The sequence below is a fragment of the Pseudoduganella lutea genome (assembly GCF_004209755.1).
Taxonomy (GTDB): Bacteria; Pseudomonadota; Gammaproteobacteria; order Burkholderiales; family Burkholderiaceae_D; genus Rugamonas; species Rugamonas lutea.
Genome location: NZ_CP035913.1, coordinates 6,047,039 through 6,063,359 on the forward strand (window position 1 = coordinate 6,047,039; position 16,321 = coordinate 6,063,359).

The window sequence follows — 16,321 nt, forward strand, 5'->3', positions numbered from 1 at the left end:
CGTGCCTGAACAAGCAAGTAGTGAATTTTTCATCCAACACCTGACCAACAAGGGACCACCTGCATGAGCCTGAATCTCAAGACGCTGATCGGCAAGTTGAACGACACCTGCCGCACGGCCGCCACCCGCGCCGCCGGCCTGTGCGTGTCGATGGGCCAGTTCGAAGTCGACCTGGAACACCTGTTCCTGGCGCTGCTGGAGCAGCCGAAGAGCGACTTTGCCGTGATCGCCCGCCAGAGCGGCATCGGTACAGGCATGCTGGAAGCGGACCTGCAGGCCGAGCTGGCCCGTCTGAAGACCGGCAACTCGCGCACGCCCGTGTTCTCGGCACGGCTGCCCAAGCTGTTCGAGCACGCCTGGCTGATCGCCTCGCTCGACATCCCGGACGGTCGCCCGGCCGAGATCCGCAGCGGCCACCTGCTGCAGGCGCTGCTGACCGATGCCGAACTGTCGCAGCTGGCCTACCGCGGCTCGAAACTGTTCGACAAGTTCGACGTCGACCAGATCAAGCACAACCTCGACAAGATCGCCGCCGGCTCGCAGGAAGCCGTTGCGCCGCCCACCCGCTCCGCGGCGCAGCCGCAGGGCAGCGACCCGGTGGGCGAGCTGGCGGGCGCCGCGCAGACGAAGACGCCGGCACTCGACCAGTTCACCACGAACCTCACCCAGCGCGCGCGTGACGGTAAGGTCGACCCGGTGATCGGCCGCGACACGGAAATCCGCCAGGCCATCGATATCCTGATGCGCCGCCGCCAGAACAACCCGATCCTCACCGGCGAGGCAGGCGTGGGCAAGACCGCCGTTGTCGAAGGGCTGGCGCTGCGCATCGCCGAAGGCGACGTGCCGGACGTGCTCAAGGGCGTGGAAATCCACACGCTGGACATGGGCCTGCTGCAGGCCGGCGCTTCCGTGAAGGGCGAGTTCGAGAACCGCCTGAAGAACGTAATCGACGAAGTGAAGAAAAGCCCGCACGCGATCATCCTGTTCATCGACGAGGCGCACACGATGATCGGCGCCGGCGGCCAGGCGGGCCAGAACGATGCGGCCAACCTGCTGAAACCGGCGCTGGCGCGCGGCGAATTGCGCACCATCGCGGCCACCACGTGGAGCGAGTACAAGAAGTATTTCGAGAAAGACGCGGCGCTGGCGCGGCGGTTCCAGGTCATCAAGGTGGAAGAGCCCAGCGAGGAACTGGCCTGCGCCATGCTGCGCGGCATGGCGCCGCTGATGGAAAAGCACTTCGGCGTGCGCGTCTACGACGAGGCGATCACGGAAGCGGTCCGGCTGTCGCACCGCTACATCAGCGGCCGCCAGCTGCCGGACAAGGCCATCAGCGTGCTCGATACGGCCTGCGCCAAGGTGGCGCTGGGCCAGAACGCCACGCCGGCCCTGATTGAAAACCTCGCGCGCAAGCTGGAGCGCATCGATGCCGAGGCGCAAGCGCTGCGGCGCGAGCAGAGTTCCGGCAGCGGGCATGGCGCGCGGCTCGAGGAACTGGCGGCGGCGCGGGCCGCGGCCGCCGACGAGCATGCGAGCCTGACGGCGCGCTGGGAACAGGAAAAAGCGCTGACGGAACGGATCATGCAGGAACGCCGCGGCCTGGAAGAAGCGGGCGAGGGCTATGCCAGCGCCGGCAATGACGTGCAGGCGCTGGTGGCCGAACTGCGCGCGCTGCAAGGCGAAACGCCGATGGTGCCGGTGCAGGTCGATGGCCACGTGGTGGCGGAAATCGTCGCCGGCTGGACCGGCATCCCGCTCGGCAAGATGGTGAAGGACGAGATCAACACGGTGCTCAAGCTGCGCGACCTGCTGGAAGAGCGCGTGCTGGGCCAGTCGCATGCGATCGAAGCCGTGGCGCAGCGCGTGCGCACGGCGCGCGCCAACCTGGACGACCCGAACAAGCCGAAGGGCGTGTTCCTGTTCGTCGGCCCTTCCGGCATCGGCAAGACCGAGACGGCGCTGGCGCTGGCCGACGTGCTGTACGGCGGCGAGCGCAAGCTCATCACCATCAACATGAGCGAATACCAGGAAGCGCACAGCGTCTCGGGCCTGAAAGGCTCGCCACCGGGCTACGTGGGCTACGGCGAAGGCGGCGTGCTGACCGAGGCCGTGCGGCGTAATCCGTACAGCGTGGTGCTGCTCGACGAAGTGGAAAAGGCCCACCCGGACGTGCTGGAGCTGTTCTTCCAGGTCTTCGACAAGGGCGTGATGGACGATGCCGAAGGCCGCGAGATCGACTTCAAGAACACCATCATCATCCTCACGTCGAACGTGGCCTCGAGCACGATGATGCAGGCTTGCCTGAACAAGAGCGAGGAAGAGCTGCCGGCGCCGGGTGCGCTGGAAGAACTGATCCGCCCGCACCTGATGAAGCAGTTCAAGCCGGCCTTCCTCGGCCGCCTGAAGGTGGTGCCGTACTATCCGCTGGCCGACGATGTGCTGGTCGAGATCATCGAGCTGAAGCTGGACCGGATCGCCCGTCGCATCGCCGTCAACCACAAGGCCGAGTTCTCGTACGACGAGGCGCTGGTGGAAGCCGTACTGGCGCGCTGCACCGAAGTCGATTCGGGCGCACGCAACGTGGACAACATCCTCAATGGCACGCTGCTGCCGGAAGTGGCGGAGTCGGTACTGGCGAAGATGGCCGAAGGGGCCTCGATCAGCAAGATCAGCGTGAGCGCCAGCGAAGAGGGGCAGTTCAGCTACACGATCGAGTGACGATATCGACCCGGGGCGTCGCTAAGGCAGCGCCCTGGCCAGCGCGGCCCTGGCAGAGCGGATATCCTTCGCCGCGCTGGCGTTGACGATATCGGCCAGTGCATTGCCGGACGCGATCTGCCCGTCGGGCGTTACCGGCACGATGGCGACGTGGCGCTTGCCGCTCGCCAATTCGAACATGGCGAGGTAGTACACGGCACCGCGCTTTTCAAGGCGCGTGGTCGCCAGTACTGCCTTGCATTGCTGCAGTCCCGATGCGACCGGCGCCGCGCCGGCCCGCGACAGCAAGCGGCATTGCCTTGCCTTCCTGTCTTCCAGGACCGCGAACCATGACTGCGGGGTTGCGATGAAGTGATCGTCCTGGAGCTGCGCCGGCGCAAAGCGCCTTGCTTCCCACTTGGCCTGGCCAAGGGCAACGACGTCCGCCTCCGGTCGGCGCAGGCCGCCCTTCAGTCCCGACGTCAGGTCGGTATCGGCAACATGACCCTTCGCGGGTCCGCATGAACATACTCGACGTAGCGGTAAAAATCCTCCCGCGTATCGCGCACGAGGTAGACCACGGCGACGTAATCACGGTCGCCCAGCCTGACTGCCGTCATCGATTCGATGTCCATGCATTGCGGCCAGTCGCTACCTTCGCCCGGGCCTGCCAGCTCCACTAGCTGCGGCTTGCCGTTCGCAGCCCTTCCCAGCAGGCCGCACGATGGCGCGTACGCCGACTTTTCGTAATACTGCAGCGGGACCAGGTCGGCGTTCGGCGAGCGGGGCAGGGGTGAACCGACCACGGTCCAGCCTCGTTCCCGGATGTAACTGGCAGCATTGAGCGGTTCGCCCGCTTGCGACCATCCGGCTGTGGACGCGAGCAATGCCAGTGCTGCACCGAGCCGGGCTAGCCATTTGTTCGATCGAATGGTCATTGCAGTGTTAACTTCTTTCGCTAGCGTGCGTCTAATGGTTGTCGTAATTCGCTTTGCTATCCCTGCAGGGATACCTAGTCGCGATTTTAATGTGGGCCAAGGGGTTCCTTGAACGTATATACCTTGTTCCCAATTTCGAACGAATAGCGAACGTTATCCCTTTTATCGATTCGGGTTCGCAGGGAAACCTTGTTTCCCGCCATGGTGAACGTTGCCGGGGTTGACGCCTTCTCGAAGGTGCCCTGAACGACTGCCGCGGAAAAGGGCGATCCGTCAGCAGGATTATCCGCAATTTTTACTACGGTTTGCATCAAGGGAGACCACTTTTTCTTGTCGCTCAAGGGGCTGGCAACGTAGACATGGCTATGCCCTGCAACTTTCTTCAGGTGATCGGTGAAATCCTCGTCGGATGCATATTTCGAAAACTCGGTCTTCATATCGATTGGCTTGATATTGGTTACCTCAAAGCAACACAAAACGCTAAGCCGATTACTCACTCCAACCAATCCGCTGAAAACGGTCGGGGCGTCCAGTTTCTGATTGGTAAAGATATACGTCGGTCGCGCGGTGACGTTCATTCCATCAGCCATGACCGGATACTGTTCCAGCAGGCCCACTACTGGAGCCCCGAGCGCGAAACAGCACTTAGCCAACATGCAGAGCGTCGACGCATAGATCAATTTTTTCATGTTTTAGCACAGGCGGTCATAAGCTGCGATAGCGGACGGTTTCGTCTCAAACAATCGGGCAAGGCGGAGCGGGCGGGCGCTGGCTTACCCGCGCTCGCGACAGGGACCGCAGATTGCTGCGTACCGGAAATTGTGGCGCCATGACGGATTTATTAATGTCGAGATTTATTAAAACTGGATAGTGTCGGATACCTTCATCCAGCCGGCGGTTTCTTTTTTACCGTGAGTGTATTTGACATGATACCAGCCGTTTCTTTCTTCAGTTACATAGGCAACATCTCCCGCTACAAGGAATGCCTTTCGAACTGTGCTATCGTTCGGCGAGTTGTGGAAAAAAGCACGCTTACTGCGAACTGTAATGACTCCGATCCAATCTCCTGCTGGTCCGGTATCTACTGACATAATGTACCTATTCCCGCTGTTCGTGATCCGAGGAGCACCGACCGACTCAAGGACCCAGTCACAGTCCCCCGGCGCCATGGATACCGGAAGTTCGATTCCAATGCTGCCTTTGGTAGAGATGAGAACAGCAAAGTCGTTCTGTACTGTATTTTTCTCGCCAATGTTTGCTGGCACTGCGTCTCTAACCGTAACTCTGACTTTTCCATCCGATGCCATTTTTCCATGAAACGCGAATTTACACTCGTCGGTTTTTCCTGGAGAAGTCAATAGTGCTGAAAAATATCCTGTGACAACTTTCGTTGTCGGATTTACTCCGACTGCAATAAAGGGATTTTCTGAAAAAGGACTGCTCGCTGAGATGACATTGGGCGCGGCAGTGCAAGAGGAAGCAAATGCCGTCGCCATGATAATGGCTGATAAGCTAAACTGCCGCAATTTATTTACCCTTGAATTTTTTGTATTCTTCGGCCAATTTGACATCATATGCATTATCCTTATAACGCGGTCCATTATAGGCGGCAGCTACGGCCGCCCAGTCGAGGTTTTTCAAGTGCGTGACAATTTTCGGAGATACGTACTTTATATACAGAATGAAGGAGCGCATCTGCTCTCGTGGCGATCGGGATACCTTGCGCGAAAAGTCCTTGGCCGACTCGTAACGCATTGTTTTCCAGTATTCGCCCATGATCTGGAAGGCGCCCCATGAACAGCTTTCGATTGCTGCATCCTGGTCGAGCTGATAAGCCTTCAATAGGCGTTTATAACTCCCGGCCCCCGCGATATATTTGTCTTTTTCTTTGGTAGCAGCACCACTCTTCAATAGCTGTTCCAATGATAGTGCAGCTGCTTTGGTCGCGGCGCTATCTTTTTTGCTTACGGGGCGATAGTAGTCGACATCGTCAGGCACATTCCTCTTCTTCTTGTAAGCCGCATCTGCTTTAACATAACGTGCCTTTGCATTGTAGTAAGCTGTGGGCAGAGAGATGTCGGGATATTTGGAGCTATATTGATGCTTTGTTGCTGCGGAGAATTTGTGCCGTTCATAGAGTATCTTTGGAACCGTTCGCTTCCCGACCGCAAGAAATCCGGCGCCACCCGACTCGACTTTGGCGAAAGCCTTGATTGCAGCCAGTTCGACTCCAAGCTCTTTCGCCGCCCATTCATAGTCGGCCTCTGTCATCACCGTGCCATCGTAAACGTCCAGGAAGTCGACATTTGGGATCTCGCCTTCGACAATGGTAAGAGGTTTTCCATCCGGCGTAGTGGTCGGAGTCGTTTTTGGACCAGGCAATGGCTGAGTAGCCGGCGACTGCGGCTTCTTTGGGTCGAATGCTGGTTTAACGGGTTCTTTTGGCGAGAGAGGCTTATTTACTGGTTCCTGCGGATGTGGCAACGCTTTTCCGTCAAGCTTCAAACGGTCAGTTGTGACGCTGACGAGCTTGTTTCGCGGTCCGGAGAGTATCTTTCCCACAGGCTTCCACGACTTGTCCAGGCGCTCGACGTAAATGACAACCTCATCCTTGATCGCGTCGGTGAATATTTGCTGTGTCAATCCTTCCGGTCCGGTTCGTCCACGCGCAACTTTCTTGTTGAAATAGATTTGATAACCAAGATCCCTGATGGGGTCCCTCTGGCCATCCTGCAGAAGGAAGCGCACTCCTAGAACGAGTTCTTTCTTTAGGTAAATTTTCTGGCCAATGCGTAATCGGTTGGGATTCGGTATGTCATTAATTGACAACAGGAACTTGACTGATCGGCCATTAATTTGTCCTATGCGGGTTAGCGTCTCACCTGGAGCCACAGGGTGAACGTCTCTCATTCCTCATCTCCGTCTTTTACATGTAGGACTACTTCATCAATGTTGTCATCGTACTCAAAGTGCTCTTCCAGATGCCAGTTGCTTTCACCTATAAGTACGATAAGGTCGGTGGATTCATCTGTATAGATGCGCCCTGTTAGGCCATCATCGTTAGTGGTGCCAGAGGTAAGGAACTTTCCATCCCGCGTGTAAACGCTGTACGGTTTGTTTTCGGAAGAGAAGAACCCGTCTTCGTTATATGCCAGGTGTGACAGGTCGAACTGCTGACTGAAACGAGCCAAATCCTGGTCAACCAGCGTGTCAGGCTTTGGAAGACTCAGTGATAACGGGGCCGCTTGAGCTGGCCCCGCCAGCTCCTTCTTGCTCGCCTTGAACGCCATGGTCCCCGGCCCATGCACCTCGATATTCCCGCCCGACAGCCTCAGCGAAGCGCCCTGTGCGGTCAGCAGCACGTGCTCCTTGGCCGCCACGCTGACACTCTTCGCCACGCTGGCCACGGTGATCGCCTTGTCCGCCGTGATCCGGGTCGGGCCGGACTGGCTCTGGCTGCTCACCTTGCCACTGGCCGCGTGCAGCCGGATGCCCGTTTCCTGGTTCGGTTTCGACGCGGCCTGGGCTTTGCCATAAGTGAACAGGCTGATCCCGGCCTTCACGACGTGAAAGATATTGCCCTGCGAAGCAAGGTTGATGTCCTGCCCCGCGCCCAGGCTCGTGACGCCGCCGGCGCTGACCACGGTGGAGGCGGGCGTCAAGGCGGCGATGCCCGATGGCGACGATAGCTGCAGATGCGGCGCGCTGTAAGCGGCCGCGGTGCCGGCGCCGCCCTGGTTGCCCTGGCCGCCCGTGGCGGTGGCCTGCAGAACCTCGCCAGAGGCGCCCAGCGCGGCGACCGCCGGCAGTTCGTCCGGTGCCGGTTCCCGCGGCAGCCGGGCGTTGTGCTTCTGCGCGGTTTTCGCAAGCGACTTGAGTAACTGCTGGCTTTGCTCCACCTGCGACAGCGCCGGGCCGGAATCCAGCGCGGACGAGCCAGCGCTTGCCGTATCCGTCGCCAGCAGCATGCCGCGAGCGGCGCGCAGTGCCACGCTGTGCTCAGCCTTGAGTTCCGCGCCGAAGCCGGCCGGATCGAGGCGCTGGTTGTCGGCCTGGTGGCGCAGGTGGCCGAGGTTCAGTTCGGCCGTGCCTTCGTGCGCCTTCGCGTGCTGCTGCAAGGCGACGCGCGGCTGGCCAGGGCTGTCGTCGAACACCAGCTGGCTGTAGGCGCCGGTGCCGCCGGCGCTGTCCCGCATTGCCTGGCTCTTGAAGCCGGACAGTACCGCGGCGTGCGCGTGCGCGCCGCTTTCGCCCGGAAACCACGCCGCCGCATTGCCGGTTGCCGCCCCTGTGCCACGTGCCACGCCGTTGCCTTGCGCGTCCCTGTCGCCCTTGCCGTTGTACACGGCGCCAATCACGATCGGCCGGTCGATATTGCCGTCGATGAAATCGACCAGCACTTCCTGGCCCACGCGGGGCAGGGCATTGGCGCCCCAGTTGGCGCCGGCGACCGGCGCGAGGGGCGTGGCAACGCGCACCCATGTGCCGGCTTGATCGTCGGCGGGGGCGCCGGCGTGACCTTCGGGTGCGGGATGGTCGAGACGGCTGTGGCTGGCGATGCCGCGCTGCCAGTGGAACTGCACCTTGATGCGATGGTCGCGGTCCGTGTGAACCGGTACACCCGGCGGGCCCACGACAATCGCGGTCTGCTGGCCTTGCACGGTCGGGCGCGGATGCAGCAGATGGCCCTGGCCATCGGCCCGGCTGCTCCTGTAGGGAATGTCGGCGCGGATGGCGTCGAAGCTGTTGCGGTACACGGGCCGTTCGGCGATGCGCCTGCCGGTGGCGTGCAGGCTGTGCGCGAGTGCCTGCGTATTCAATACCGCAACGGGATCTTCGCCCAGCCGCCGCACCAGTTGCGATGCCGTATCGGCCTGCAGGTTGTTGTGGGCAAGGTGGCGCACCCGCACGACCAGGAAACGATTGCCGTCATGCGTGGCATGACCCGACAGGGTAAGAGTGGTCCCGGGTGCGAGGGTGCGCACGGTGCCGGCACCCACGTGGACTTCCCTGCTTGCTTCGAGAGCCTGCAACTGGCGCTCGGCGATACGCTCGCCGTGCTTTTCGTTCGGGTACGCATAGGCGCCGGGAATGTCGCTGCTGCGCAGTTCGATATCGGTGGCGGCCGAGACCCCCACCGCGCGCGTGGCGCGGGCCCGGTAATCCCAGCTGCGCAGTTCGATCGCGTTGGTCAGCAGGCGCGTCTCGGTGCGCCAACGGTCGATGCTGTCGGCGGCCATGACTGCACCGGGCTGGGTGAAGCGGACTGTCTCCTGCGGGTTCGGCCCGAACGCGTCGTTGCTGTCGGCGATCACCAGCGTGTGGGTGCCGAGCGTGGCGCTGGCGGCGTCGCCACTGTGCTCGAAGAATGCGAACAGGCCTTCCTCGCGCATCAGCCGCTGCACGAATGCCCAGTCGCTTTCCTGGTACTGCGTCACCAGGCTGCGCACCGGATACAGCGCGCGGTCGGCCTCGATGCGCCAGGCCGGCGCCAGCGCGCCCTTGCCGTGATATGACTCGAACACCGCGTCGATGATGTCGGGCACCGACCGGTCCTGGAATATGCGGCTGTCGCGGCCCAGCGCGAGGAAGGCGGTCCACGGTTCGATGGTCAGGCGGTAGCGCGCCAGCCCGCCGTTGGCGCCGCACAGTTCGGCGGCGGTCACGTGGCCATGGAAGGTGCGCTCGGACTGGCCCGGCGCGGTCTGCAGCTGGAGCAGGGCCGGCTGGCCGAGCAATGACTTCAGGCGCAGCGCGGCATCCTGCGACAGCGCGGCAACCTGCAGGCGAAAGCCGCCGTCGATGCCTTCCTCGCCGTGCAGCGATTCGGCCAGCAGCACGTCGGCCCCCAGTGGTGTTTTTAGGCGCAGCAGGCGGCTCGATTGCGTGAACCCGGCCAGGGCCGATAAAACGGCCTGGACCAATTGTGTATCGCTGGTGACGGACATGACGGAATGTTCAGTAATTGCTGGTCAATGGGCTTGTGGGCGGCGGCCTGCCGCGGCTGTGTCAGTCCGACGCCGGCTGCACGCCCAGCAATTCCTCGATGTGTGCCAGCGAAGCCGAATCCTTGACCACGGAGCGCAGCCACGTGTGCAGGTCCTGCTCGCCCGCCTTGGCAGCCTTCTCGGCATAGTAGGACACGGGGCTGTGCGGCTCCGTGCGGCGGAAGAATTCGGCGATCGTGCGCAACTGGGTGATGGCCTGCTCGCGCGTGTGGATGGCGCCCGGCGGACCACCGGGCGAGCCGCCGTGCACGGCCGCCATCGCCTGTTGTTCACCCGGGGCCAGTGACGTGGCGGTATCGGCGGCAACCGGCGCCGCGTCCTCGGCGGGGGCGGCACGAGGGCCTGCATGTCGCGCACCGCGTCGCGCGCGCCCACGAAGCCCGGCGCGTCGTTGCCGAGGCGCTCGTCGGCCGCGCGTTCCAGTTCCACCAGCGCGTCCATGCACGCCTGGGCATCGGCCGCGAAGGCGCGGCGGAAGGCCGGCGACGTGGCGCGTTTGGCCGCTTCCAGTTCGGCCAGGCGGCGGTTGTCGTCGCCGCCCTGGCGCCGCGCGCTCTCGAAGTCGATCGGCGTGAAGGGGCCGCCGTTGCCATCTGTGATCGGCATCTCGCGCAGCAACGGCTTGATGCGGCCCAGCAGCCAGCTCAGGGTGCCGATGCGGCGCTCCTGGTCGCCGTCGTCCGCTTCCGGGTACAGGCCCTGGTCCCAGAACCGTTCGAACAGCCCGGCCAGCACGCGCAAGCCTTCGGTCAGGCCGCGCAGGTGGTGCTCCTTGGCGGCCGCCTCGGTGAGCCAGGCGGCCACGCGCAGGTCCTTGCTGGAGGTCTCGAGCAGGGCGGCGCAGCGGTGCACCACGAATTCCCAGTCGGCTTCCTTCAGCGTGGTGACCCATTCGCCCTGGTCGAGCGACGGGTCGTCGAAGGTGCGGGCGTGGGCGATGGCGTCCAGTTCGGGAGAAAAGGACAGGTCGATGCCGCCCGGCTGGTCGGCGCTGATCGGCTGGAGTAACTGCTCGGCTGAAAACATGCTCTGGTTCCTGTTCTTGTGTGGCCGCGCTTACTGCGCGATGCGGAATTCGATGCGGCGGTTGCGGGCGCGCCCTTCGACGGTGTCGTTGCTGGCGATGGGGCGGTCGGCGCCCTGGCCGGTGGCGGTCAGCAGGTCGCCGTTGATGCCGTTGGCCGCGAGGTAGGCTTTCACCGCTTCGGCGCGCGCCTGGCTCAGGCCCTGGTTGGTCGTGCGCAGGCCCTGGTTGTCGGTATGGCCGATGATCTCGATCTTGCGCTGGCGAAGCTTCTGCATGGCGCGAAGCATCTCGTCGAGGATGGCGCGCCCGGCCGGCGTCAGCGTGGCCTTGCCGACCTCGAATTCCACCGTGCGGTTGGCCAGCGTGCTGTCCAGGATGCCCTGGTCGGCGCTCGACACGCGCAAGCCGTTGTTGACGGTGTACGTGGGATTGAGGCTGGTGGCCACGTCGCTGGCGATCTTCTGGCGCCGCGCCTCGTTGGCGACTTCGCCGCGCAGGCTGACCGTGGTGCCGTCGATCTTGAGCTGGCCGCGGCTGATCTGCTTCAGTTCGGGCGTGAGGAGCTTTTGCACGTAGTCGTTCCAGTTGGCCGGCGTGGCGACCTGGCCGACGGCGATCTGGTCGACCACGCGGTCGGCACCATAGATTTCACGCAGGCGCGCGAGAACGGCAGCCCGGGTGGCTTCGTCGGGCACGGTGCCGGCGGCCAGCACCTGGCCGGGTTCGGGCGCGGCAGCCTGCGCGTGTACAGTGCCGGCGGCGAGGGCCAGGGGAAAAGCTAAAAGCAGGGGAAGCATCTTCAACATCATCAGGTTCCAATGAAGGCCGTGCACAGGGAATCGAACGCGGACTTGAGGGACAGGTCGGGTTGCGACAGGTAGACCGACAGCTGTTTCACGGCGTAGTCGTCGTTCACCTGGTCTTCCACCCAGTCCAGGTCATCGAAGGCGATGTGCCGGTCGAGGCCCGCCTGCGGGTCCATGATCGCCTGCAGCGTGTACGCCGACGCGCCGGAGAAGCCCAGCACCAGGGCCGGCCGCCCGGCCAGGCGGGTAATAAACAGCGCCAGCTCGAAATCGGCGCGCGCCAGGAACGGCGCCACCAGGTGCATCCAGAACGCCGCCGCGAGGCTGCGGTACATCGGGTCGACCGGGAGCGGCAGCACCAGGCTTTTTTCCAGGCGGCTGGAACTGCTGGCCAGCACCGGCTGCAGCAGCATGCCGAGCGCCAGCAGCACTTGCCGCAACGAGCCCTCGAAGCCGCCCTGCGCCAGCTGCGCCTGCAGGCCGCCCACGGTCTGCAACTCGAGGAAGTCGGCGAACGCGGCGCCATAGGCGGCCGCGCGCAAATCCAGCTCGATCACCTGGCCGGCCGCGGCCTGCAGCGGAGCGCTGGCATCCTGCGCATGCACCACGCCGTGGCTGAGCGCTTCCAGGCGGCTCCACAGGCGGTTCAGCACCAGCGGCGCCTCGCCCACGAAGGTGCCCGGCTCGGGCACTTCCAGGGTACCCATCATCAGGAACGGGAAGCGCCGCTGCGACTGGTCGCTGCTGGCCACGATGTGGCCGGCGATCGCATGGCGCCGGCGCGGGCCGATGATGGCGAAATTGAGCGGCTCGACGGCGTCATAGGACAGCTTCCAGCGCGCGTCGGCGCTCATCAGGTCCATCGCCTTGGCCAGCCAGTCGTCCAGCAGCTTGATCAGGGCAGGGTTGTCGCTGCCCTTGACGAAATCGCCGCGGCTGGGGATCTTGCCGAAGTAGCCGACGGCGGTGGCGCCGGCGGGGATCACGGGACGGCTCATTGCGCACCTCCTGCGGTGGTGGATGCCGCGGCCGAAATGACCGGCGACGGCACGATGATCGTTTCCGGCAGGCGCAGGCGCCGGAAGCCCTGGCCCGACTGCGCCGATGCGGCAGCGGGGCCGGGGCCGGATTCGTGGTGCCCATGATCTTCAGGTTCGCCGTCACGGTCACGCCGGCGTTGTTCCAGCTCAGTTCGAACACGCCATTGTCGCGGCGGTTGCGCTTCGCGCTTTCCACCATCTTGCGCAGCCCTTCGCGGCCCGGCTCGTTCAACAGCACCACCGTATTGCCCTGCGGCGTGATGGCGGTGATGCGCGTGCCCGGCGTGCCGGTTGCGTTCGGCCACACCATGTGCACCCAGGGCTGGGGCTGGCCACGCCAGCGCAGCGCCTGGCCATCGATCTCGATGGTGAACTCGGTGGCGCCGTTCGCGTTCAGGGCCTGCAGGTCGAACATGGTCTGCGGCTCGCTGCTGCTGGCCGCCGTCGCGGCCGCGTTGGCCACGCCGCCTTCCGACAGCGGTGCGACCCAGCCCGGGAAGCTGGTCAGCACCGCCGGGGCGAGGTTGATGCCCATGTCCGCCCAGGTCCTGGCGCTGAGCGTATCGCCGCGGCGCACCACCAGCGGGCCGATGGTCGTGTCGAAGAATTTCGCCACCGCGCCCGCCGGGCCGAAGACCTGGCCGATCTCGGCGTTGCTTGCCTCGAGCTTCGATTCGACCGAGAACGGATACTTCGGTGCGAGGTTCTGGCGGAACGGCGTGAGCACCTGCGCCGCCCAGACCTTGTCGATCTCCGTCTCGGTCGGCTTGACGATCACCGCGAAGCTCTGCATCAGCGGCCGTACCAGCAGCGGGCGCACGGCCTGCTTCTGCGTGTCGGTCATGCCGGTCAGCATCTGCTCGTCCACGTACTTCAGCGCGTCGGCCAGTTCGGAGCCCGTGCCGTCCAGCGTCTGCTGCATCAGCTGCTTGGCGCCGGGGCCCGGGTCGCCCTGGTTCTTGATCGTGTTGAAGCGGCTGCGCAGCTTGGACAGGTGGTTCATGTAGCCGCGCATCAGCGAGGCGTCGTTGTCCTTGGTCACCACCATGCGCGCCACGCCGGCGAATTCGCGGCCCACGGGACCCAGCGGCAGCGCGGTATTCTTCACGGTACCCGGCGCCTGGATGCTGACGTTGATGCGCGACGGCGTCTGGCGCAGGATCGTTTCGCGGAACCAGTCCATCACGCCGCGCTTGGCGCGGTCGATGCCCGCATCGGCGAGCGTGGGGTTGTCCCACGACGTCTGCTCGTACACGGTGCTGATCAACTTGCTGATCGGCGAGATCTGCGGGTCGCCCAGGCGGTTCATCGCGGCGGCGGCGGCGTCGAAGCCGGCCAGGTCGCGGATGGTCACGCCCTGCAGGAAGCGCTGCCATTCGCGCGCATATTCCGTCTTGTACAGTTCCACCAGGCTTTTCTGGATCTGTTCGGGGCTGCCTTCCAGCGTGAGGTCATCCTTGGCCGACGTGCGCAGCACCCAGTCGGCGCTTTGCAGTTCGCGGTTGGCGGCATCGCGGAAGGCATCGCGCACGAACCCTTCCAGGCTTCGCGAGTAAAAGTGCCGGGGATCGCGTAGCTGCCCAGTACCAGTTCCTTGTCCTGCTCGCCCACGATGCGCGCCACCGTCATGGTGGGGAAGCGCGTGGCGGCGCGGGCCTTGACGTCGGCATACACGCGTTCGCGGGCCGGCATGCCGCGCACTACGCGTTTCAGGTTCTCGCGGGTCTGTTCCACGAGAGCCAGCTTCGGTTCCAGGCGCGGCCACGAAGTATCCTGGATCTGCGCGAGGTAGAACGTGATGATGCGCTCGGCGCCGCGGATCAGCTGCTCGCGCGACATGGTGCCGCGGTTGGCGTCGAGCCAGTTGCGCCAGAAGCGCGTCAGCTGGTCGTTCAAGTGGGCGCCCTCGGCGCGTGCCGGGTCGGCCAGCATCAGGTAGGTCTTGAGGGCGTTGTAGGCATCCTCGCTGCTGGTGGGCGACGAATCCTTGAACTGCTGGCCGGCGGCCGGCGCTTCCGCCGTGGCCGCGGCAGTGGCGACAGTGTTGCCCGCGGCGGTGCGGGTGGCCGGCTGCAGCTGGGCCGCGTTGCGGTTCACTTCCGCCAGGTAGCCTTCCAGCGCTTCGCCGACGGGTTTCAGCATCACGGCGCGCACGCCGCTGAAGTATTCCTCGCGCAGCTTGCGTTCCAGCTGGTCGCCCTGGTACAGGCCCAGGCTGAGCGACAGCGGGCGTTTCTCGCGGTAGCTTTCCAGCTGCTCGATGCGGTCCTGCAGGATCTGCAGGGCCTCGAAGCGGGACTGCAGGTCGAGCCGCCTGTCCTGCACGCGCACGGCCTGGGCCAGGTCGGCTGCGACATTGGCGGCCAGCTGGCGGTTGTTCACGTACGACCAGCTCCAGCCGCCCAGCGCCAGGCCGGCGAACGCGGTGGCGGCAAAGAAGGCGGCGTAGCGCATGCGCGTCTTGGCGGGGCTGGCGTACTGCGCCACCAGGTCCTTGTCGGCGAAGATCACCTTGCGGAACAGGTTGAGCAGGAAGTAGCCCTGCTGCTGCTGTGCTTCCTCGTGATGGTCTGCCTGCAGGCGGATGTCGAAGCGCTGCGCCACGCGTTTCGACGACGCCGAGACCGGCGCGCCTTCCTGCAGCGCGCTGGTGAAGTAGAAGCCGCGGAACACGGGCTTGAACTGGAACGGGTTTTCCTCGAACAGGGTGGCGATGAATGCGCGCAGCGGCGCCTTGATCGTCGAGAACTCCAGCGGGAAGGTGAACACGCCCGGCGGCATGCGCTCGCGCCACTGCAGCGCCATATTGGCCGAGCTCAGGTCTTTCAGGCCTTCATACAGCTCGTCGAAGCGGGTGTCGAACTGGTCCAGCACCTGCTGGCCCGTGGCATGCTGGTTGTAGGGCAGGGTGGCGCCCCACACCCGGTCACGCTCGCCCCGCTCGCTGTCCTGGAAGAATTCGGAGAAGCCCGTGATCAGGTCGGCCTTGGTGAACACCACGTAGACCGGCGCGTGCACTTCGAGTTTTTCCGTCAGTTCCTGCACGCGCTGGCGCAGGTTCTTGGCCAGGTTGATCGCGAACTCGGGGCGGTTGCCGGTGAGTTCGGCCACGCTGACGGCGATGATGACGCCATTGATCGGCGCCTTCTTGCGGTATTTCTTCAGCAGCGACAGGAAGCCGAACCATTCGGCGCGGTCCTCGTCGGCCACCGAATAGCGGCCGGCCGTGTCGATCAGCACACCGTCGGTGGTGAAGAACCAGTCGCAGTTGCGGGTGCCGCCCACGCCCTGCACGATCTTCGAATCGGCAAACGGGAACTGCAGGCCCGAGCTGGCGATCGCCGTGCTCTTGCCGGCGGCCGGGTTGCCGATCACCATGTACCAGGGCAGTTCGTACAGCGCCGCGTCACCGGACAGGTGACCCAGCTTCGAACCCTTGATCGTTGCGATGGCATCGAGCATGCCCTGTTTGATGGCCTCGTGTTCCTGGCGCTGCGTGGCATTGGCCCTCGGCGCTGCCGCAATGGCCTGCTGCTCGAGCATCCCGCCCAGCTCGGCGGCCGCATGGCGGTCGTGCCACCAGCGCCAGCCCCACAGCGCGGCGCCGGCGATCACGGCCAGCAGGAACAGCCCCCGGCCCATGCCGGCGGCAGGCCAAGCAGCCGGGAAGAGATCCACAGCAGCGCAGCCAGGGCGAGATAGCCCAGTACCGTGAGGCTGGTGCGGGTGGTCAGGAACTGCCAGATTGAGTGCATCATCGTAAAACTCGATTAAAGAACAGCGAATGGGTTTGCAGCCGCACGAG

General features: G+C 64.0%; 10 protein-coding genes and 1 pseudogene. 1 reads left to right on the forward strand and 10 read right to left on the reverse strand.

Annotated elements, in window-relative coordinates:
• Positions 1 to 63 precede the first annotated feature (63 nt).
• Positions 64 to 2,718 carry a type VI secretion system ATPase TssH gene (gene tssH, locus EWM63_RS25585; protein WP_130189050.1) on the forward strand — a complete coding sequence of 885 codons (2,655 nt, stop codon included), beginning with the start codon at positions 64 to 66 and terminating at the stop codon, positions 2,716 to 2,718.
• A 21-nt stretch (positions 2,719 to 2,739) separates the two neighbouring features.
• On the opposite strand, the gene EWM63_RS25590 is transcribed toward tssH, so the two are convergent.
• The 10 genes and pseudogenes from EWM63_RS25590 to tssM form a co-directional block, all read right to left on the reverse strand.
• A complete protein-coding gene (locus tag EWM63_RS25590; protein WP_130189051.1) occupies positions 2,740 to 3,006 on the reverse strand; it encodes a hypothetical protein in 267 nt (88 codons plus the stop codon).
• Between the two features lie 173 nt (positions 3,007 to 3,179).
• Positions 3,180 to 3,635: a hypothetical protein gene (locus EWM63_RS25595; protein WP_130189052.1), complete on the reverse strand. Its 456-nt coding sequence runs from the start codon at positions 3,633 to 3,635 to the stop codon at positions 3,180 to 3,182.
• A gap of 86 nt (positions 3,636 to 3,721) precedes the next feature.
• Positions 3,722 to 4,324: a hypothetical protein gene (locus EWM63_RS25600; protein ID WP_130189053.1), complete on the reverse strand. Its 603-nt coding sequence runs from the start codon at positions 4,322 to 4,324 to the stop codon at positions 3,722 to 3,724.
• 168 nt (positions 4,325 to 4,492) lie between these two features.
• Positions 4,493 to 5,209 (reverse strand): hypothetical protein, encoded by a 717-nt coding sequence (locus EWM63_RS25605; protein ID WP_130189054.1) that lies wholly within the window; start codon positions 5,207 to 5,209, stop codon positions 4,493 to 4,495.
• On the reverse strand, positions 5,163 to 6,545 hold the full coding sequence (locus EWM63_RS25610; RefSeq protein ID WP_130189055.1) for a LysM peptidoglycan-binding domain-containing protein: 1,383 nt from the start codon (positions 6,543 to 6,545) through the stop codon (positions 5,163 to 5,165). Before EWM63_RS25610 ends, EWM63_RS25605 begins: the two co-directional genes overlap by 47 nt.
• The gene (locus tag EWM63_RS25615) at positions 6,542 to 9,583 is read right to left on the reverse strand and encodes a type VI secretion system Vgr family protein (protein ID WP_130189056.1); all 3,042 of its coding nucleotides are present in this window, start codon (positions 9,581 to 9,583) and stop codon (positions 6,542 to 6,544) included. The genes EWM63_RS25610 and EWM63_RS25615 overlap by 4 nt, the downstream gene beginning before the upstream one ends.
• 24 nt (positions 9,584 to 9,607) lie before the next feature.
• Positions 9,608 to 10,669, reverse strand: a complete 1,062-nt coding sequence (gene tssA, locus EWM63_RS25620; RefSeq protein ID WP_229487504.1) for a type VI secretion system protein TssA — start codon at positions 10,667 to 10,669, stop codon at positions 9,608 to 9,610.
• Between the two features lie 30 nt (positions 10,670 to 10,699).
• Positions 10,700 to 11,479, reverse strand: coding sequence for an OmpA family protein (locus EWM63_RS25625; RefSeq protein WP_130189057.1), 780 nt, complete (start codon positions 11,477 to 11,479; stop codon positions 10,700 to 10,702).
• A complete protein-coding gene (tagF, locus tag EWM63_RS25630) occupies positions 11,479 to 12,474 on the reverse strand; it encodes a type VI secretion system-associated protein TagF (protein WP_130189058.1) in 996 nt (331 codons plus the stop codon). Before tagF ends, EWM63_RS25625 begins: the two co-directional genes overlap by 1 nt.
• A pseudogene (gene tssM, locus EWM63_RS25635) lies at positions 12,471 to 16,271 on the reverse strand (type VI secretion system membrane subunit TssM). Before tssM ends, tagF begins: the two are co-directional and overlap by 4 nt.
• Positions 16,272 to 16,321: the final 50 nt, after the last annotated feature.